The sequence below is a fragment of the Staphylococcus borealis genome (assembly GCF_001224225.1).
GTDB lineage: Bacteria > Bacillota > Bacilli > Staphylococcales > Staphylococcaceae > Staphylococcus > Staphylococcus borealis.
The window spans coordinates 1-21,120 of record NZ_CUEE01000012.1 but is presented as its reverse complement, the minus strand read 5'-3'; the positions used below and the strand labels follow the sequence as shown (position 1 = coordinate 21,120).

Sequence of the window (21,120 nt, the reverse complement as noted above, 5' to 3'; positions counted from 1 at the left end):
TACAAAAACATAATCGCTTAATTATATCATATTTCTATGTATTATAACTATCTCTTTAAAGACTACTTAAATTTAAAAAAACTGCCTACGCGATTCTATAATAAAATAGACTAGGCAGACAGTTTAAACTTATAATTAGTTGTTGTTTGATTTGAGACCAAACTTTTTGTTGAAACGTTCCACACGACCATCCGCAGCAGCGAATTTTTGACGTCCTGTGTAGAATGGATGTGAATCTGAAGATACATCTAAACGAATAACTGGGTATTCATTGCCATCTTCCCATTCCATTGTTTCTGAAGATGTTTTAGTTGAACCACTTAAAAATTTAAAGTTTGTTGTTGTATCTAAAAAGATAACTTTGTGATAATCAGGATGGATTCCTTGTCTCATTATTTTCAGCTCCTTTGCCCTGAACCATCTGGAACAGAGTTATTTGTGAGTTTTTTACCCAATACTTGGTAATTATAATAGTTATTAGATTAAAACGCAACCCTCAAACAGATATTCATTAAATAATTGGTTTACCTGTTTTTGTACTTTCTTCTGCAGCCTTTTGTAATTGCTCGAAAAATTCTTTATTACTTTTAGAGCGTTTAAGTTTTCTAATGAACCTTTCAGTGAAATCTGTAGAATCCGTAAACATGTTTCTTAATTGCCATAATGAATCTAGTTCAGATTTACTAATTAATAATTCTTCTTTACGTGTAGAACTTCTTCCAATATCAATTGCTGGGAAAATTCGACGTTCAGACAATTTACGATCAAGATGGAGTTCCATATTTCCTGTTCCTTTGAACTCTTCATAAATCATATCATCCATACGTGAACCCGTTTCTACTAATGCAGTAGCTAATATTGTTAAGCTCCCACCTGCTTCAATATTACGTGCAGCACCAAAAAATGCTTTAGGCTTGTGTAATGAAGCGGGATCAAGTCCACCTGATAGTGTTCGTCCACTTGGCGGTATAACAAGGTTATATGCTCTTGCCAATCGAGTAATTGAGTCCATAAGAATAATCACATCTTGACCAATCTCAACTAAACGTTTAGCACGTTCTAATAATAATTCAGCTACTTTTACATGGTGTTGAGGTGGCTCATCAAAAGTTGAATGTACTACTTCAGCAGATTCTACAGAACGTTCAATGTCAGTGACTTCTTCTGGTCGTTCCCCTACTAATAAAACAAATAATTTCGCATCAGGTTTATTTTTGCAAATCGCATTAGCAATTTCTTTTAATAATGATGTTTTACCAGCTTTTGGTGGTGCAACGATAAGTCCACGTTGACCTAAACCAATTGGTGTAACTAAATCCATAATACGTGTTGAATAATTTTGGGGTTCTGTTTCTAAAACGATTCTTTCCTCAGGATAAAGAGGTGTTAAAGCTTGAAAGTGAGGGCGTTTTTTTACAACTTCAGCATTTTCGTCATTAACAAAGTCTACTTGTAATAAACCGTAATATTTTTCATTATCTTTGGGTTTACGCACTTTACCAGTTACTTTGTCACCACGTTTGATTTCAAAACGGCGAATTTGACTTGCAGATATATAAATGTCCTTTTCACCTTTTGAATAATTAACTGTTCTTAAAAATCCATAGCCATCAGGTTGGATATCATCCAAGACACCCTCCATGTAGTAGTTCCCATCTTTTTCCATTTGGGCTTCCATAATAGCTAATACTAATTCACTCTTATTTAACTTACTATAATTTGTAAGTTTTAACGATTTGGCTTTCTGTGTTAATTCTTTCGTTGTGTAGTTTTTATACAATTCATGAAACGACTCATATTGCGGAGATGTACGTACTTTTTCAGGCATAAATTGCACCCATTTCTTATATATTTATAAAGACTTAAATTTGACTTGAAAAGAAATATTTCCATATAGATTCACTTCGATAAATCACAAAATCTATTTTGGATATTTCATATATTACTTTTTAAAGTCTTGAATACTAGAATTAATATAGCAAATTTTCAATTTAAATACAAAACGATTTTATTAAATTTCCAAAAATAAAACAGCTCATGGAACTAAAAATATCCCATGAACTGTTATAAATGACAAATTAATTAATTTTTAAAATTAACTGAAATAGCCGGCAATTGATTTCACTTCTAAGAATTCTTCAATTCCGTAATCGCCCCACTCACGGCCGATACCAGATTGTTTGTAACCGCCAAACGGTAAATCAGGTTGATTGCCAGCCTCATTGATTTCAATTCGTCCAGCTTCAATTGAGCGTGCTACTTTTTGAAGTGTTTCTTTATCTTTACCAATTACGTAACCTGCTAATCCATATTTTGTATCATTTGCAATTTTAATTGCTTCATCTAAGTCATTATAAGTGATAACAGAGGCAACTGGACCAAAGATTTCTTCTTGCGCAATGGTCATATCGTTATCAACATTAATGAAAATGGTTGGTCTTGCAAAGTAACCTTTATTTAATCCTTCTGGTTTACCGGGACCACCATAGAATAATTCGGCGCCTTCTTCAATCCCTTTATCAATATAAGATTGAACTGTATCAAATTGTTTTTTACTAATAATTGGACCGACTTGAGTGCCTTCTTCACGTGGATCGCCAACTTTAACGTTACTAAATTCTTCTTTTAGTGCGGTTAAGAAATCTTCTTTTTTACTTTCTGGTATCAAAATACGTGTACCAGCAGTACAAACTTGACCTGTATTATTAACTACTTTGCCTGTAGTCGCTTTTGCAGCTTCCTTAACATCAACATCATCTAAAACGATATATGGTGATTTACCACCTAATTCAAGTGATACTTTCTTGAAATCTTTAGAAGCCTTTTCCATAATTTTAGAGCCTGTACGACCTGAACCAGTAAATGACATCATTCTGACTTTAGGATGTTCACTTAGAGGATTACCGACACCTTCACCGTCACCGTTTACTAGATTGAATACACCTTTAGGCACGCCTACTTTATCAAAAATTTCAGCTAAAATAACGGCTGCAAATGGTGTTTCTTCAGAAGGTTTTAGAACTACAGGACTTCCTGCTGCAAATGCAGCGGCTAATTTCAATGACGTTTGATTAGTTGGGAAGTTCCATGGTGTCACTAATCCTGAAACACCTATCGCTTCTTTAGTTACTAATGCATCGCCACGTCTTTCATCAAATTCAAATGAATCTAACGCTCTGCTAGCTTCTTGGAAATGATCTAATCCCATTTGATAATGCACATTTTCAGATAATGTGAGTGGTGCACCAAGTTCATCTGTAATGGCTTCTATAATGTCTTGTTTTCTATTTTTATATTCTTCTACAATTTTATCTAATAGTTCTTTTCTTTCTTTTACTGAGCTATGACGAAATTCTAAATATACGTTATTTGCAGCTTCTACTGCTTTGTCTACGTCGTTAGCATTACCTTTAGCTACCTTACCAATGACTTCTTCTGTTGCTGGATTAATGACTTCAATTGTTTCATTACTATCGCTATCAACCCATTCGCCATTGATATATTGTTGCGTATAATTTCTCATCAATGCTTCACTCCTTAAGAATCGTTATATCATTTGTGTACCTTTTTTTAACGAGAATTAAACATACCATGTCAGTACAGCATAATAAAAGCGTTTTGCACCTATATATAAAATGACTAACCTCAACTGTTAGATTCATTCCGTGTATAGTACAAAACGCTTAACTCTATTATTTAGATTTAACTTCTTCTTCAAGTGTAACGTGTTCACGAGCCCACGCTTCAATAGGTTTCAAAGCTTCGGCTAAAGCTTTACCTTTATCAGTCAATTCATAAATGATTGAAACTGGACTAGTTGAAACTACTTTCTTTTCTACTAATCCCCATTCACCTAAGTCAGTTAATTTAATACTTAATGCACGTGGTGTAATGGTCTTCAAATCCCTTTTCATATCGGAAAAGTGCGCAGTATAATCAGTGCATCGTGATAGATAATTAATGATTAAACCGTTCCAACTTCTACCAACAATTTTAAAGGTTTCTTCAAGATATGGACAGATTTCCAATGTCTTCACCTCTATTCAAAACATCTTTAGATTGTAGGTACTAAAAATCACTTATAAATACATTACATTAGTTCCAGTAATGGTTATAAGTCTACAACATATTAGTATCTAATATAATTATTATACCAGAAAAACAAGCCCTAATACAACGTCTAAAACTATCAATCATAAATCAATTGAAATCATCAAACAAATGCATCTGAATCATTCAAAGCTAAATATCAAATCAAAAAGACATTATATTAAGACTTTGACTTGTTTCTTAAATTTATCGTAGTGATTAAACTTCTTCCGTCCAAATATCTGCGCCCAGCGTTTTCAAATGTGTAACGATATCAGTATAACCTCTATAAATATGTCTAACATTATAAATTGTAGTTATACCTTCAGCTAATAGACCCGCAATAATTAGGCATGCACCAGCACGTAAATCACTCGCATATACGTCAGCACCATTTAATGTTGAAGGCTTAATTGTCGCTGTTCCTGTTTGCATGTCTGCATCGATATTGGCACCCATATGCTTTAACTCATCGACATGTCTAAAACGCGCAGGATATATCGTTTCTGTAACAAACGAAGGACCATCTGCCATAAATAATAATGGCGTTATTGGCTGCTGTAAATCTGTTGCAAAACCAGGATATACTAAAGTTTTAATGTCTACATTTTTGTACATAGGTTTGCGTTTAATGATAGCTTTTTCAGCATCTCCATCGATTTCAATATCTACGCCTAGTTCTTTTAACTTAACCGTTAAAGCTTCAACGTGTTTAGGAACGATATTATTAATCGTTATTTCTTCTCCAACTGCAGCTGCGATACACATATATGTACCCGCTTCAATACGGTCAGGAATAATTTGATATTCGGATCCATGCAAGTCTTTAACACCATTAATTTTTAGCGTACTTGTACCTGCACCTTTAATATTTGCACCAAGACTATTTAAGAAATTAGCTACATCTACAACTTCAGGTTCTTTGGCAGCATTCTCAATAACTGTCTGACCTTTCGCATGTACAGCAGCTAACATAATATTAATCGTTGCACCTACACTGACCATATCTAAGAAGATGTTAGCACCATGTAATTCTTTAGCTTCAATCTTCATTGACGTGTCATTGGATTCATCGATTTCTGCTCCTAATGCTTTGAACCCTTTAATATGTTGATCAATCGGACGTGGTCCTAATGGACAACCACCAGGTAAGCCGATAACGCATTTTTTAAAGCGACCCAACATCGCCCCCATCATATAGTAAGATGCTCGAAGAGATTCAACCTTATTGTTAGGCAGTGGTGCATTTTGAATTTCAGAAGTATCAACTTCTAGCGTTTTACCATTTAATTGAGCCTTAATGTTTAAATCTTCCAATAAACTAACTAGTGTTTCTACATCGGAAATTTGTGGTAAGCCATCTAATTTCACTTGGCCTTGAGCTAATAATGTTGCTGGGATGATAGCTACTGCGCTATTTTTGGCACCGCTTATCGTAACTTCTCCCTTTAGTGTTTGACCACCGCGAATTTTTATTACCTCTTGAGTCATAAGTTTATCTCCTTTGTTTCTCATTTATTTAAAATAATACATTAGTAGCATTATAAAATATACATTCTTTATTTGTAAAACATAAATTATTATGAATTAAAGATAATTGCAATAGTAAAAATTATTGATTCAAACTTTATAAAACCATCTCAAGTATTATATATACAAATATTATAAATCATTTTTGAAAAATAATTAAATGTGATTACTTATATTATAAAAGAAAAAGAGTGAAACGATGAAACGTTTCACTCTTTTAAATAACATCTTCAATTATTTTAAAACTTATTTAGCGCGGTTAGATGTACCAAATTCTCTAATTTTACCTTTAACCGTTTCTTTAATTGCTTCACGAGCTGGTCCTAAGTATTTACGTGGATCATATACGTCTTGATCATTATTTAATACTTCTCTTACTGCTTTAGCTGAAGCAATTTGGTTTTCAGTGTTTACATTAATTTTAGCAGTACCGTAAGGAATTGCTTTTTGAATGTCTTTCGTTGGGATACCAGTACCACCATGTAGTACTAATGGTAAACCAGTTGATGCACCGATTTCTTCCATTTCTTTAAATCCTAATTTAGGTTCACCTTTGTAAGGTCCGTGAACTGAACCTAATGCTGGTGCTAAAGTATCAATACCTGTTCTTTCAACTAATTCTTGACATTCTTTAGGGTCAGCATAGATGATGCCACCAACAACGTCATCTTCTTGTCCACCAACAGTTCCTAATTCAGCTTCAACTGATACACCATGTTGATGTGCATATTCTACTACTTTAGATGTGATTTCAATATTTTCTTCAAATGGGCTATGAGAAGCATCGATCATTACTGAAGTGAATCCAGCATCAATTGCTTCTTTACATTTTTCAAAACTTGAACCATGGTCTAAGTGGATAGCTACTGGTACAGTAATGTTTAAGTCATGAATTAAACCTTCAACCATTTTAACTACTGTATAGAAACCGCTCATGTAACGTGCAGCACCTTCTGAAACACCTAAGATAACTGGTGCATTCTCTTCTTGAGAAGCTTCTAAAATTGCTTGTGTAAATTCAAGGTTATTTAAGTTGTATTGACCAACTGCATAACCATTTTCTTTCGCGTCGATTAACATTTCTTTCATTGAAACTAATGGCATGAAAGTTCCTCCTTGTGTGCAACTGCACAATTTTTAAAATCATTATATCAGATATTATTTTGAATTGCATGTGAATGTATGCTCATTTTAAAATAATCTTACCTGACACGCATTACGTCATTCAGATTAGCTATCATAACCAGTTTTATTGCACTTACGTTTGCGTTTATTTACAATACAAAATGAAATGGAGGATTTACATGTCTAAAATATTACATACACAATTAACAGGTATATTCAATCGTTTAGAAGATCAAGCATTAGACATTCAAATGGCCGCTCAATGTCTAATACAAGCAATCGGTGGTGAGGGGTATGTATATATACGCGGTTATGGTGATTTAAAATTTTTCGAACCCTTTATTCTTGAAAGTGAAGAACATCTTCAATCTAGTAAACCATTATCAACATTAACAACGGTTGACGATATTGATTCTACAGATCGTGTGTTACTCTTTTCACCATTTTATACTGAAGAAGTCGCTCAGGATGTACAAACATTCGTCGATAAAGATATTGATGTTGTCTTAATTTGTAACCGTCCTAAAGATGTTGAAATACCAGAACAGTTTATTCATTTTATTAACCTCGCTACACCACGACCTATCGTCTACACAGAAGATTATGATAAAGTGGTTCAACCACATACAATGGCATTTAATTATATTTACTATGAAATTTACACTCAAATGGTTGAAATGACACGAGATTTAGAATTGTAATAGTAATAACTAAATATTAAATAAAAAACAACCCTTATATGCTAATAAAGCAATGTAAGGGTTGTTTTAATATATTATTTATTTTGATAGTTGTTTGCTGCTTCAACAAACGCTTTAAATATTGGTTGAGGTCTATTAGGTCTTGATAAGAATTCAGGATGGAATTGACAAGCAATGTAGAAATCATTCTCAGGAATTTCAACCATTTCGACTAAACGTCCATCCGGACTAGTTCCAGAGAATACCATACCATTCGCTTCTAATTGTTCTCTGAATTCGTTATTAAATTCATATCGATGACGGTGTCTCTCTTCAATGTTGATTGCATCATAAATTTGATGCGCTAAAGTACCTTCTTTAATTTTACATGGGTATAATCCTAAGCGTAACGTACCACCTAAATCTTCAATATCTTTCTGTTCAGGTAGTAAATCAATGATTGGATAAGGTGTGCTTGGATCAAGTTCAGCTGAATGTGCACCATCTAAGCCAAGTACATTACGTGCAAATTCAACAGTTGCCAATTGCATACCCAAACAAATACCAAAGTATGGCACATTGTTTTCACGCGCATATTTAATGGCTGCAATTTTACCTTCACTTGCTCTAAATCCAAAACCACCTGGCACTAGAATACCATCTACATCTTTTAAGTAGTCTTCAACATTATCGTCATTAACTTCTCCTGAATCGATCCATTTAACAACGACATCTTTTTTCAATGGATAGCCAGCATGCTTCAATGATTCCACTACTGATAAGTACGCATCTTGTAAGCTTACGTATTTACCAACTAAACCAATCGTAATTGTACCGTCTAGCGAATTTACAGTATCTAATAAATATTGCCATTCGTCTAACTGAGTATCGTATTTAGCATCTAAATCTAATCGCTTAATAACGATATCGTCCATATCTTGTGCACTTAATTGTAATGGAATTTCATATAGTGATGATGCATCTCTACATTCGATAACACTTTCTTTATTAATGTCACAGAATAACGCAATTTTATCTTTTAAATCTTGAGTCATTTCATATTCAGTACGTACTACAATTAAATCCGGTTGAATACCTAAACCACGTAATTCTTTAACACTGTGTTGCGTTGGTTTCGTCTTCATTTCACCGGCAGCTTTGATGTATGGAAGTAACGTACAATGTACATACATCACATTTTCACGACCTAAATCGCTTCTAATTTGTCTAATCGCTTCGATAAATGGTAGCGATTCAATGTCACCAGTTGTACCACCAATTTCAGTGATAACTACATCAGCATTGGTACTTTCCCCTGCAAGTAATAAACGTTCTTTAATTTCATTAGTAATGTGTGGAATAACTTGTACAGTTCCACCTAAATAATCTCCACGACGTTCTTTTTTAAGTACATGAGAATAAACTTTCCCAGCAGTAACGTTTGAATATTTATTTAAATTAATATCGATAAAACGCTCATAATGTCCTAAATCTAAGTCAGTTTCAGCACCATCATCTGTAACAAATACTTCTCCATGTTGATATGGACTCATCGTTCCTGGATCAACGTTTAAATATGGATCGAATTTTTGAATTGTGACTTTTAAGCCTCTATCTTTTAATAATCTTCCTAGAGAAGCGGCTGTTATACCTTTTCCTAATGATGATACTACTCCGCCCGTTACAAAAATAAATTTTGTCATTTCCTGACCTCCTAATTTATAAAGGGATGCTTCCTTACCTATTTGTTCATTTTAAATAATCACTTTTGAAAAAATAAAAAAATCGCTCCCTCTCACATATCTGTAAGGGGAGCGTATATCATTTATACACGTGTCCTAATTAAAGGAGCCCGAATAAAATTCTATCATCTTTTAAGTAAAAGTCAATCAAAACTAGCATTTAGTTTTAAAATCTTCTTAGTCTTCGAATTCTTCCTCGTCTTCTTCGTCGAGTTCATCCTCTTCGTCATCTTCAATTACTAAATCTGATTCACTAATTTCATCTTCAACTTGTTCATCTTCAGGATCATCTAATGTTTCTTGATCATCTGTTTGGGCTGGAATATCATCATCGTCATCCATTTCATCGTCACCCAATAACTTAAGATTCTTATCTTCTTCATCTTCGTCATCAAGAATATCGAATTTTTGAATTGTTGGAGCAATTTTTTCTTCGATATCATCTACAGAATACCAATCACGTAATCCCCATTGATTTTCGCCAACGTTTAAGAAACGTCCGTCAGTATTTAAATCGGTATAGAATTGAACTACACGATTTTCAATTTCTTCAAATTCATAGTCACCTAATTTTTTGAATTCATCAATGATATCGTACAAATTCATTGTAGTACCTTTATCATTTAATAACGTATAAGCCATATCAATAAATGACTTTTCATCAACCATTTCTTTAGTATAATCTTGGATTTTCATTATAGCTAATCTTCCTTTCGAAGAATTTTTAATTATATCGTTGGATTTCATTAATTAATAGTAACAAAAATAAATTATAAATGACAATACACGATTTCGCAATTACGATTCACTTAGTAATTGATATATTTCTCGAAAATAACTAAATCATCTGATTGATCAATCTCGACAAAACCACTATTCATACACAATGGTTTTAATTCATTATTTTCACCAAACAATGTAATAACAATCGTTTTAGCTTGTTTAAAATGCTTACGTACATATGTTGGTATTTGTCTTAATGCACTTTCTGCAATGCCTTCTTTACGTTGATCTTTATAAACTTCAATGGCAACAATATTAATTCGATTATTCATTTGTTCAAGTGCAATAAAGCCAACTTTTTGGTTATCTTTAAGTAAATCAACGATATTATATGTCGCTATACTTGACGTTTCGTTTTCAGTTAATCGTAATGAAGAAACGTGTTTAGAATCTAAATCTAAGTAGTATAAACGTTCTTTACCAATTGGCCCCTCTTCTTTCGTAGCCGTATGCATGAAACCAGCACGTTCATATACATTCCACGCCCCTTTATTCTCTGCATCAACAACTAGATACAAATGATTAAAATCAGGAAACAACATCTGTACATATTGAGGTAAGTACATCATCATTGTCGTTCCATAACCATTCCCTTGAAATTGCTCATTGATTGATAATGATCTTACATAAACGACGTTCTCTGGCGTATCGTATCCTTCATGTTGATAATATTGATGTAATACAAAGAAACCAACAACATCTCCATCTTCATTAATAGCAATGTTAGCCACTCTATTCTCATCTGTAAGTGCATCGTCTAATACTGTTTTCGGTAAAGAAGAGTATATTTGTTGTCGCTCGCTTAATTCAAAGTTAACTACATCTTGTCTATATTTTTCTTCAAACTCTTGAATTGTTATATTTTCAAATTGTTTCTTTATAGTCATAACCACTAACCCCTATGCCTCTAATAATTTATCAACTTATATTATAATTGTTTTTTTACACTTATCAAAATAAAATCCACTTAAGTTAGATACAATTATTTTAAATTTTTACCTTTTTAAAATTAATCTATTGAAATTCAGCAAATTTGCTTTACTATAAATATGACATATAAAATCACGAGGTGAACTAGAATGAAAGTCGGTATCGATGCCGGTGGTACGTTAATTAAAATCGTCCAAGAATCACAACAAGGACGTTCATATGAAACCGAACTTACTACAAATATATCTGAAGTCATTGCATGGTTGAATGCAAATACGTTCGAATCCATCAGTCTTACGGGTGGTAATGCAGGTGTAATCGCTGAAAATTTAAATACAGAAGCTAAAATATTTGTTGAATTTGATGCATCATCTAAAGGTTTAGGTATGCTTCTAAAAGAACAAGGTCACCATATTAACGAATATATTTTCGCTAATGTCGGTACAGGCACGTCATTACACTTTTTTGATGGTCAACAACAGCACCGTGTTGGCGGTGTAGGTACTGGCGGTGGTATGATTCAAGGACTGGGTTATTTATTGTCTCAAATTACAGATTACGAAGCACTGACTAATTTAGCACAATCTGGTGATAGAGATACGATAGACCTTAAGGTTAAACATATTTATAAAGATACTGAGCCTCCTATTCCTGGTGAATTAACAGCAGCTAATTTCGGAAATGTCTTACATAATTTAGACGTAGAATTTTCACCAGCCAACAAATTAGCATCAGTCGTTGGTATTGTTGGAGAAGTTATAACGACTATGGCAATCACTGTTGCTCGTGAAAATAAAACTGAAAATGTTGTATATATCGGGTCTTCTTTTAACAACAATCCTCTTTTGCGCGAGGTTATTGAAGATTATACGGTACTACGTGGTTTCAAACCATTTTATATTGAAAACGGTGCCTTTTCAGGTGCGCTTGGCGCTATCTATTTAAGTTAATAGTTTTGTAATTATTTTCTAAAAAAGGGAGCGGGACAGAATTCTTTTGAATTCGTCGTCCACTCCCAGCTTGCTTTGTTTGTAGAATTTCTTGATGAAATTCTCTTTGCTGGGGCCCCGACTCCCAGCTTGCTTTGCTTGTAGAATTTCTTGATGAAATTCTCTTTGCTGGGGCCCCGCCCGCAAGGATGACTAGAACTGAGAAAAGCTTGATTTAAGCGCCTTCTCAGTTCAGTCAGCTACTGCGAATTTGCAAAATAGCTTCATTATATTATTTTTGTCCCAGCCTCTTCCTTTTTATTTAATTAATCAATTATGTAATACCTAAATATATATAAAGACTAAAAGTAACGAATGACTACATAATTCAAATTAAAACGTTAATTCGTTTGATAATTTTTGAGCTGAAACAACAGTTCCAACTACACCAGGTTTTAAATCGATGGCAACAGCTTGATTATTATCACGTAATTTATCTAACCAATCACTAAATACGCTGCCTTCAATTTCGATTAACTCACACTCTTCAAAGTCTTCATCTCGAACTTTAAGCGCTCTATTTTTTAAACTCCAAACAGGCATAATTTGAGGTTTTTCTTCTTTATCATCACTGATTAATATGAAGTGACTTTCACCTTGTTTCGTTAAGCCGAATACTTGGTCTTCTTTGGCTACATCTCTCACAAATTCTTTAATGCGAATTTTATCCAATTCTGACATTAATTCATCAGTCATTTGTACAACGTTAACAATCTGTCCTTCTGTTTCAGCTGTTTGATTAATAACAACTTGATCATTTTCATCAAATAAGTCATCCAATTCATAGGTAACGAATGTATCCACATCAATTGTTAATACGCGATCGTAGTCTATTGCTGAATGCTTTAAATACGCTTCTGCTTGTCCTTCTTGAGTCCAAACACCGACATGATTTTGATCATTACTATTTATTCTGATTAATTTTTTATTTTGGCTAGCAACATAAAACGTTTCATTAATCAGCACATCTTTAAAATAAGTCTCATTCTTGTAAGACAATGCGTAACCCTCCATTTCTATTTTGGTAACAATTAAAATAGTAAATGACAATACTTAAGCCGTCAAATATCTGTATCGCAAATGATGTTATTAAGATAGCACTTTTAAAACATACTTGTTTTGAATCTAAAATAAAACTAGAGTTGAGAAAAGGCTAATATGCGTGCCTACTCAACTCTAGTTCATAACTCATATTCATTTTAAATAATCCACTTCTTGTCGACTTACGATTGCATATTTTATAAATGATTACTTTTCTAGATCAGCTAAAAAAGATTGTTCAATCTTCTCAATAGATTCCTTTGATTCGCCTCTCCAAATACAACCAAAGCGAGAATTAACTTTGTTTTTTCCAAACCAATCTCCATCGTAATAAGACAATGGGTACAACACGCCTTGTTTAACATATTTTAAAATAGTATTAAAGAAATGCTCATTATCACCATTAGAGAAGTAGCTATAAAATTTTTGATATGTCGAATTCAGTTCCTCTTGTAATAATAACATGCTTGTAGAGCCATTTTGTCTAAAGTTTAAATCGATTGCAAAAACGTCGTCATTCTTATCTAGGAGTAAATCGAAACCAGCTACACCAAAGAAACCGATTTTCACACCATTTTCCATTATTTCTCGACCGGCATCAATTATTTGTTGTGGAACATTATGAACATTTTCATTACCTGCATAAAATCCATATTTATCTGTAATTTGATGTGCTGTACCTAAATAGGTCACACCAATATCTTCAGAATAAGCGAATTGCACACAATAGTTCTTAACCGCTTCAATTTTCTGTTCAATAATTAGGTTATCTGTCGCATCACTAGCTTCTAAGATACGTTGTGTGGCTTTAGCCAAATCCGCTTCATCATAGCAAATCATAACACCATATCCACCTGCTGTCGGCAAATCATCTCCAGGTTTAATAACAAATGGAAACGCCCATTCTTTAATACGCGCTTTGAAATCATTAATAGATACAATTTCACGCTCTGGCAAAAATTTATGATTCGTCCACTCTGGTATACGTGCTTTATTGTTTAATGCTACAAATGTTTCTTTTTGAACAGCGTAGCAATCATCTGGTACAACGTCATCACTATGAATATATTGAAAATAAATCGCTTTACCTTCTTCGTGAACAATTCGATTTAACAATGCTTCATATGTTTCACGATTTTTAAATTGATACGTATGTGTTGGAACTTTTTTTCCGACTAGAGCAAATAATTGAACTAATTTATCAGTAATGCTTGCTTCATGTACAATCATCGGCATAGAATCTGCAATAAGCATTTCTCGACCCGTTAAGAAATTCGATTGATGTTCCTCAGGTTTTAGCCAAGGATTTGAAACATATGATGGTCTCGAGTTATACACAACATTGTCATTATATAAATCACTTAAAGTTAATTTTAGTTCATTTTCGTTCTTTGTCATCTAGACTGCCCCTTTATTTGAGAGTGCTGTTGAACTACGTCATCAAACATTCTCTTATTTTCAATTAATTCTAATCCCATTAATGCTATGATTTTAGCACCATGAATTAACGCTTGATCACCGTGCACACTCGCTGCAGCCTCTCTAAATCTATGTGTATGACCAACTAAATTTCTAGAGCCTATTTTCACATGAGGGTGAATCGTAGGTACTATATGACTGACATTACCCGTATCTGTCGATCCAAAACCAAAATCGTCATGACTGACATCTTCACCTACTTCATTTGCATATTTCTCAAATAACGCATCTAATTTAGGCGTCTTTATAAATTCATTTACACCATTCTGTATCGGTCCAAATTCATAATCACATCCTGTTTGAATCGCTGCGCCTCTCGCAATTTGATTGACCTTTTCAGTTAAAACATCTAATTCTTTACGTGTTGTTGCACGTGTATAGAATCGGGCATGTGTATAGTCCGGAATAATATTAGCTGCTTTGCCACCATCTAAAATAACGCCATGTACGCGTTGACTTTTTTTAATGTGTTGTCTTAATTGTGCTACACCATTAAAATACGAAATCATCGCATCAAGTGCATTTAAAGCTTCATCAGCATTTTCTGAAGCATGTGCACTTTTGCCATAGAATTTTATATCTAAGACATCTACAGCGAGCGTATCAATAGTTGGATAGGTTTCATTCCCAGGGTGAATCATTAAAGCGATGTCGATATCATCAATAATGCCAGCTTTAACATATGACGCTTTGGCACTTCCATTCTCGCCACCTTCTTCAGCTGGACAACCAAGCACAACAACCTTTCCCCCAATGCGGTTTATCACTTGTTTTAATGCTGAACCTGCAAGTACGCTAGCAGTCCCAATAATGTTATGGCCACAGGCGTGACCTAATCCCGGCAGTGCATCATATTCTGCTAAATAGCCAATCGTAGGACCTTCTTGTCCAGAATCATAAGTGGCTATAAAACCTGTAGCATGCCCAGCAATATCCGTTTCTATTTCAAAGTCATTATCTTTCAATTTATCAATGAGTGTTCTAGAGGCAAAGATCTCCTCATTACCTAATTCAGGGCGTTCATGTATTCGATGACTAATTTCAACATAATCATATTTATTATTCTCTATATAATCTAAAATTTCTTGTTTATTACTCATAAATCATAACTCCCTTATCTTTACGACAATCGTTTTTGCTACTATCTTCAATCGTTTATATTTCTTATCATCAGTTAATTATTACCTATTTTATCGGATTTAAAGATGGTTGTCATTAAATTTCCATGTATTTACAAAATTTTCTCACAATTCATTCAATTTCATGTCACCTATTGGGACTATAATTTTGAAAATTGTAAATACCTTTAACTATTGATACAATCAAATCGTTAACTTAATAATTAAATTTATTGCTTATAGGAGGATTTATGATGACTAAAATGAACGTTGAAAGTTTTAATTTAGATCATACTAAGGTTGTAGCACCTTTCGTGCGTTTAGCTGGTACAATGGAAGGTTTGAATGGTGATGTGATTAAAAAATACGATATTCGTTTCAAACAACCTAATAAAGAACATATGGAAATGCCAGGGTTACACTCACTCGAACATTTAATGGCTGAAAACATTAGAAATCATACTGATAAAGTTGTAGATTTAAGTCCAATGGGTTGTCAAACTGGTTTTTATGTGTCATTTATTAATCATGATGATTATGAAGATGTATTAAATATCATTGAAAAAACATTAAATGATGTGTTAAATGCTACTGAAGTTCCTGCTTGTAACGAAGTTCAATGCGGCTGGGCTGCAAGCCATTCACTTGAAGGTGCAAAAGAAATCGCGCAAGCATTTCTTGATAAACGTAATGAATGGTCTGATATATATGGTGAAGGTAAATAACATACCCGTTCATAAAGTGAATATTTAAAAAGAGGCTGAGACATTTTATTTTGTCTCAGCCTCTTTATCTTTTAGCTGTAGTTGACTGATTTGAAAATGCGTTTCAATCAAGCATTTTTTCAAACCTCGTCATCTTTGCTGTCAGAGCCCTAACTAAGAGATTTTCATCAAGAAAAACTCCGAACTAAGCTAGCTAGGGTGGAACAACAAATTTATTTTAATTTTTGTCCCGCTCTCTGATCTGATTATTTTATAATTTTTTTACTAATCCAATTAATACAAACTGTAATGGTAATCTTAAATATAGCGCCCATTTTGGCACTTGTTTATCACCTAAAGGTAATTCTTTACGTGCCATGTAAACATTTGCAGGCAATACAGCTAATAGGAATAGGTTAATACCTTTTTTTAACCAATTAGCAGGACGTTTTAATAACAACATAATACCGAAGAAAATCTCAAATACACCTGTTACTAAAACAGCCGTTTTTTGTAATGGTAAATAATCTGGAACGATATTTCTAAATGAACGTTCACGTGTAAAATGAAGTACACCGGCTACTCCAAAAGCTAAACCTAATAAATAACGGAATACTTTCATTAATGTTCCACTCCCATTTCTTTTAAATAACTCTTACCAAATTCAGGTAATTCAACATTGAAATTATCTGCGATTGTTGCACCAATTGAACTAAATGTCGTATCTCCTGATAATTCATGGTATGCATCTATTTTAGGGCTAAACATTAGCACTGGAATATATTCTCGTGTATGGTCAGTACCCTCTGCAATTGGATCATTACCATGATCTGCCGTAATAATAACTAAATCATCTTCTTGTAAATTATCAATTAATTCTGGTAAGCGTTCGTCGAAATCTTTAATTGCTTGTGCATAACCGTCTTTGTCTCTGCGGTGACCATATAATGCATCAAAATCCACCAAATTCAAGAAGCTGATACCATTAAAGTCCTTTTTAACGACATTAATCAGTTGATCCATGCCATCCATATTATTTTTAGTTCTTATTGCTTCTGTTACACCTTCACCGTCATAAATGTCATTAATTTTACCAATTGCAATAACATCATAGTCATGATCTTTTAATGTGTTCATGACTGTTTTACCAAATGGTTTAAGCGCATAATCATGACGATTAGACGTACGTGTAAAGTTTCCTGGTTCACCTACATATGGGCGTGCAATAACACGGCCAATTAAGTACTTAGGATCTTTAGTTAATTCACGAACCTTTTCGCAAATATCATACAATTCTTCAAGTGGGATAATATCTTCATGTGCAGCAATTTGAAGTACTGGGTCTGCACTAGTATAAACAATTAAATCCCCTGTCTTCATTTGATGTTCGCCTAATTCATCAATAATTGCAGTACCTGAAGCAGGTTTATTTGCTACAACTTTTCGACCTGTCATTTCTTCAATCTCTTGAATTAATTCATCAGGAAATCCATTTGGATAAACTTTAAATGGTTGCATGATATTTAGTCCCATAATTTCCCAATGTCCTGTCATCGTATCTTTTCCGACAGAAGCTTCACTTAATTTAGTATAAAACGCACCTGGTTGTTCAACTTTATTGACCACTGGTAAATCCTCAATATTACCTAGTCCTAATTTTTCTAAATTAGGTAGTGATTGGTTAAACCCTTCTAACGTGTGTTTTAATGTGTGTGACCCTTCATCATTAAAAGCTGCAGCATCAGGTGCTTCACCAATACCTACTGAATCCATGACAATTAAATGCACTCTTTTAAATGGTGTCGTCATATTTAACACTCCTACTCTGTAATTATTTTATGAATTAATGTTGGTGTTTTTGCTTGTGCTTTAATTTCGATACTTTCGTCAAGTTTCTTAATGACATCATCAACATTTTCACGATTACTGTGAATCGTTAATAAAGACTCACCTTCATTGACTTTGTCTCCTACTTTCTTATTCAACACAATGCCAACACTTAAATCTATGTCATCTTCTTTCGTTTGTCTTCCCGCACCTAACATCATTGAAGCAACTCCAATTTCATTTGCAATAAGCTCTGAAACTACACCACTTGATTTTGCTTTATAATCAATTTGATATTGGGCAGTCGGTAATAACTCCGGTGAATCGACAACTGAAGCATCGCCACCTTGATTTTCTAAAAATGTTTTGAATTTATCTAGTGCTGAACCATTTTCAATGGCTTCATTGAGCAATTGACGCGCCTCTTCAAGTGTACTTGCTCTTTCAGCAAGTACGACCATTTGTGAACCTAGTGTTAATACTAGTTCAGTTAAATCTTCAGGTCCTTGACCATTTAATGTATCAATCGCTTCTCTTAATTCTAAAGCATTCCCAATCGCACGACCAAGTGGTTGGCTCATATCTGAAATAATAGCCATTGTATTTCTACCAACATTATTTCCTATGCTTACCATAGCATGTGCTAAAGCCTCAGCGTCTTCTAATGTTTTCATGAATGCACCATTTCCAGTTTTAACATCTAGGACGATTGCATCAGCACCCGCGGCAATTTTCTTACTCATGATTGATGATGCGATTAGAGGAATAGAGTTAACTGTTCCTGTAACATCTCTTAATGCGTATAGTTTCTTGTCTGCAGGTGTTAAATTGCCTGTTTGTCCAATCACTGCAACTTGGTCTTCATTAACAAGTTTAATGAAGTCCGCTTCAGAGATTTCAACATGGAATCCATTAATAGATTCTAATTTATCAATCGTACCGCCCGTATGTCCTAAACCACGGCCACTCATTTTAGCAACTGGCACTCCCACTGCAGCTACTAATGGTGCCAACACTAGCGTCGTCGTATCTCCAACACCACCAGTTGAGTGTTTATCTACTTTAATACCATTAATTTTTGATAAATCAATAACATCACCTGAATTAACCATTGCCATAGTTAAAGCTGCACGCTCTTCTTCATTCATATCTTGGAAAAAGATTGCCATCGCTAAACTAGAAGCTTGATAATCAGGAATGTCCCCTTCCGTGTAACCTTTGATAAAGAATTCAATTTCCTCTTTAGATAATGATTTGCCATCGCGTTTCTTTTCAATAATATCTACCATTCTCATAATTCTGAACCCCTCTCAAAATAAGCTGTTATATCTGTGTGCTGTTACATCAATTGCATGATTAATAATCAGAATCTGACTCTAAGCCTTGAATAATTTGAACACCAGCACTCGCACCTATACGAGTAGCGCCTGCGTCAATCATTTTGTTGAAATCTTCTAAATTACGCACGCCACCTGAAGCTTTAACCTCTAATGCGTCTCCCACAGTGTCTTTCATCAATTTCACATCTTCTGGTGTAGCGCCTCCCCCAGCAAAGCCAGTTGATGTTTTAACGAAATCTGCTCCAGCAGCTTTTGCTAGTTCACTTGCTTTCACTTTTTCATCATCTGTTAAAAGAACAGTTTCAATAATAACTTTCACTGTTTTTCCGTTAGCTGCGCCAACTACGCCTTCAATATCTTTTTGAACGTCTTCATATCTTCCATCTTTAAGTGCGCCTATATTGATAACCATATCAATTTCAGATGCGCCATTTTTAATTGCATCTTCTGTTTCAAAAATTTTAGTAGCAGTTGTATTTGCTCCTAATGGAAAACCAATCACAGTACAAACTAATACATCTGAGCCATTTAACTTTTCTGATGCATATTTAACGTGTGTAGGATTTACACAAATTGATTTGAAATCATACGCTTTAGCTTCGTCAATAATTTTATCAATTTGTTGACGTGTAGATTCCGGCTTCAATAAAGTGTGATCAATAAATTTTGCATAATTCATAGTAGTTTCCTCCAATATGTTGTTAAATTTAATCAATATTCCTTAAAATTAGAATATTAACTTTTCATATTAATATAGCCCTCTCATGTATATAGTACAAAAATTCGCAAAAAAGTTAAACAAATGTTATCTTAATCTTAACAATCATGATAAGGAGAAGATATTAATGACAAATGGCACACCTCACATTCAACCAAATGGAGCGAAAATCGCTAAAACGGTTTTAATGCCTGGCGATCCATTACGCGCAAAATATATTGCAGATAACTTTTTAGAAAATGTAGAACAATTTAACGAAGTTAGAAATATGTTCGGTTATACAGGTACTTACAAAGGTAAAGAAGTTTCAGTTATGGGCTCTGGAATGGGCATACCAAGTATTGGTATTTATTCATATGAATTATATAATTTCTTTGATGTTGACACTATTATTCGTGTTGGTTCATGTGGTGCTTTACAAGAAGATGTTAATTTATATGATGTGATTATTGCTCAAGCAGCATCTACTAACTCTAATTATGTAGACCAATTTAATATTCCTGGCCACTTTGCCCCAATCGCTGATTTCGAACTTATTACTAAAGCTAAAAATGTTGCTGATAAAATTGGCGCAGTAAGTCATGTAGGTAATGTACTATCTTCAGATACATTCTATAATGCTGATGCAACGTTCAATGACAATTGGAAAAAAATGGGAATTTTAGGTATTGAAATGGAATCAGCAGGGTTATACTTAAATGCAATTAATGCTGGTAAGAAAGCATTAGGTATTTTTACAGTTAGTGACCATATTCTTAGAGATGAAGCAACTACAGCTGAAGAGAGACAAAACTCATTTACGCAAATGATGGAAATTGCATTAGAAGTTGCTGAATAACAATAATTAATAAACAATAAACGAGGTTAGGAAATAATCCCTAACAAAATGAGACTGGGACATAATTCCTAGCAAAAATGCCAGTAAATGAGTTTTTATAAATTCATTTACTGGCTTCTTTATATACAATACTTCGTATTGTTGGCTCGCTTGCCCAACGTGCTTTGCTTGTAGAAACTGATTAACT

Annotated in this window: 21 protein-coding genes; 4 read left to right on the top strand and 17 right to left on the bottom strand. The window is 33.8% G+C overall.

The window, feature by feature from the left end:
• Positions 1-135: 135 nt before the first annotated feature.
• From AK212_RS11440 to fdaB, 6 genes are all read right to left on the bottom strand, one after another.
• Complete coding sequence (locus AK212_RS11440) at positions 136-393, bottom strand: type B 50S ribosomal protein L31 (protein ID WP_011275226.1); 258 nt, start codon at positions 391-393, stop codon at positions 136-138.
• Positions 394-511: 118 nt separating this feature from the next.
• The gene (rho, locus tag AK212_RS11435) at positions 512-1,828 is read right to left on the bottom strand and encodes a transcription termination factor Rho (RefSeq protein WP_053031144.1); all 1,317 of its coding nucleotides are present in this window, start codon (positions 1,826-1,828) and stop codon (positions 512-514) included.
• 267 nt (positions 1,829-2,095) lie between these two features.
• Positions 2,096-3,523, bottom strand: a complete 1,428-nt coding sequence (locus AK212_RS11430) for an aldehyde dehydrogenase family protein (protein ID WP_053031142.1) — start codon at positions 3,521-3,523, stop codon at positions 2,096-2,098.
• Between the two features lie 169 nt (positions 3,524-3,692).
• Positions 3,693-4,028, bottom strand: coding sequence for a winged helix-turn-helix transcriptional regulator (locus AK212_RS11425; protein ID WP_053031140.1), 336 nt, complete (start codon positions 4,026-4,028; stop codon positions 3,693-3,695).
• Between the two features lie 280 nt (positions 4,029-4,308).
• Positions 4,309-5,580: a UDP-N-acetylglucosamine 1-carboxyvinyltransferase gene (locus AK212_RS11420; protein ID WP_053031138.1), complete on the bottom strand. Its 1,272-nt coding sequence runs from the start codon at positions 5,578-5,580 to the stop codon at positions 4,309-4,311.
• A gap of 285 nt (positions 5,581-5,865) precedes the next feature.
• Entirely contained in the window at positions 5,866-6,723 is an 858-nt protein-coding gene (fdaB, locus tag AK212_RS11415) for a class IIb fructose-bisphosphate aldolase FdaB (RefSeq protein WP_011275221.1), read from the bottom strand.
• A gap of 200 nt (positions 6,724-6,923) precedes the next feature.
• On the opposite strand from fdaB, the gene AK212_RS11410 reads away from it, so the two are divergent.
• Positions 6,924-7,445 (top strand): DUF2529 family protein, encoded by a 522-nt coding sequence (locus AK212_RS11410; protein ID WP_053031136.1) that lies wholly within the window; start codon positions 6,924-6,926, stop codon positions 7,443-7,445.
• 74 nt (positions 7,446-7,519) lie between these two features.
• Here the strand turns inward: AK212_RS11410 and AK212_RS11405 are convergent, their stop codons facing one another.
• The 3 genes from AK212_RS11405 to AK212_RS11395 form a co-directional block, all read right to left on the bottom strand.
• The gene (locus AK212_RS11405; RefSeq protein WP_053031134.1) at positions 7,520-9,127 is read right to left on the bottom strand and encodes a CTP synthase; all 1,608 of its coding nucleotides are present in this window, start codon (positions 9,125-9,127) and stop codon (positions 7,520-7,522) included.
• A gap of 216 nt (positions 9,128-9,343) precedes the next feature.
• Complete coding sequence (gene rpoE, locus AK212_RS11400) at positions 9,344-9,862, bottom strand: DNA-directed RNA polymerase subunit delta (protein ID WP_053031132.1); 519 nt, start codon at positions 9,860-9,862, stop codon at positions 9,344-9,346.
• Positions 9,863-9,975: 113 nt separating this feature from the next.
• Positions 9,976-10,836 (bottom strand): GNAT family N-acetyltransferase, encoded by an 861-nt coding sequence (locus AK212_RS11395; RefSeq protein ID WP_053031130.1) that lies wholly within the window; start codon positions 10,834-10,836, stop codon positions 9,976-9,978.
• Between the two features lie 192 nt (positions 10,837-11,028).
• Between AK212_RS11395 and coaW the strand changes: the two genes are divergently transcribed.
• On the top strand, positions 11,029-11,829 hold the full coding sequence (coaW, locus tag AK212_RS11390; protein ID WP_053031128.1) for a type II pantothenate kinase: 801 nt from the start codon (positions 11,029-11,031) through the stop codon (positions 11,827-11,829).
• A 372-nt stretch (positions 11,830-12,201) separates the two neighbouring features.
• Here the strand turns inward: coaW and AK212_RS11385 are convergent, their stop codons facing one another.
• From AK212_RS11385 to AK212_RS11375, 3 genes are all read right to left on the bottom strand, one after another.
• A complete protein-coding gene (locus AK212_RS11385; RefSeq protein WP_053031126.1) occupies positions 12,202-12,867 on the bottom strand; it encodes a DUF2750 domain-containing protein in 666 nt (221 codons plus the stop codon).
• 249 nt (positions 12,868-13,116) lie between these two features.
• Positions 13,117-14,307, bottom strand: coding sequence for an L-aspartate--L-methionine ligase LdmS (gene ldmS / locus AK212_RS11380; RefSeq protein WP_053031124.1), 1,191 nt, complete (start codon positions 14,305-14,307; stop codon positions 13,117-13,119).
• Complete coding sequence (locus tag AK212_RS11375) at positions 14,304-15,488, bottom strand: M20 family metallopeptidase (RefSeq protein ID WP_053031122.1); 1,185 nt, start codon at positions 15,486-15,488, stop codon at positions 14,304-14,306. Before AK212_RS11375 ends, ldmS begins: the two co-directional genes overlap by 4 nt.
• A 272-nt stretch (positions 15,489-15,760) precedes the next feature.
• Here AK212_RS11375 and AK212_RS11370 point away from each other — a divergent pair, with 272 nt between their 5' ends.
• Entirely contained in the window at positions 15,761-16,231 is a 471-nt protein-coding gene (locus AK212_RS11370) for an S-ribosylhomocysteine lyase (RefSeq protein ID WP_053031120.1), read from the top strand.
• Positions 16,232-16,481: 250 nt separating this feature from the next.
• Here the strand turns inward: AK212_RS11370 and AK212_RS11365 are convergent, their stop codons facing one another.
• From AK212_RS11365 to deoC, 4 genes are all read right to left on the bottom strand, one after another.
• Positions 16,482-16,832: a DoxX family protein gene (locus AK212_RS11365; RefSeq protein ID WP_053031118.1), complete on the bottom strand. Its 351-nt coding sequence runs from the start codon at positions 16,830-16,832 to the stop codon at positions 16,482-16,484.
• Positions 16,832-18,019, bottom strand: a complete 1,188-nt coding sequence (gene deoB / locus AK212_RS11360) for a phosphopentomutase (RefSeq protein WP_053031116.1) — start codon at positions 18,017-18,019, stop codon at positions 16,832-16,834. Before deoB ends, AK212_RS11365 begins: the two co-directional genes overlap by 1 nt.
• 11 nt (positions 18,020-18,030) lie before the next feature.
• The gene (locus AK212_RS11355; RefSeq protein WP_053031114.1) at positions 18,031-19,332 is read right to left on the bottom strand and encodes a pyrimidine-nucleoside phosphorylase; all 1,302 of its coding nucleotides are present in this window, start codon (positions 19,330-19,332) and stop codon (positions 18,031-18,033) included.
• 61 nt (positions 19,333-19,393) lie between these two features.
• A complete protein-coding gene (deoC, locus tag AK212_RS11350; protein WP_053031112.1) occupies positions 19,394-20,056 on the bottom strand; it encodes a deoxyribose-phosphate aldolase in 663 nt (220 codons plus the stop codon).
• Between the two features lie 166 nt (positions 20,057-20,222).
• Between deoC and deoD the strand changes: the two genes are divergently transcribed.
• Entirely contained in the window at positions 20,223-20,933 is a 711-nt protein-coding gene (gene deoD / locus AK212_RS11345) for a purine-nucleoside phosphorylase (protein WP_053031110.1), read from the top strand.
• A gap of 6 nt (positions 20,934-20,939) precedes the next feature.
• Here the strand turns inward: deoD and AK212_RS13715 are convergent.
• Positions 20,940-21,120: hypothetical protein (locus AK212_RS13715; RefSeq protein WP_222149260.1), on the bottom strand; the 181-nt coding region annotated here is incomplete at its 5' end.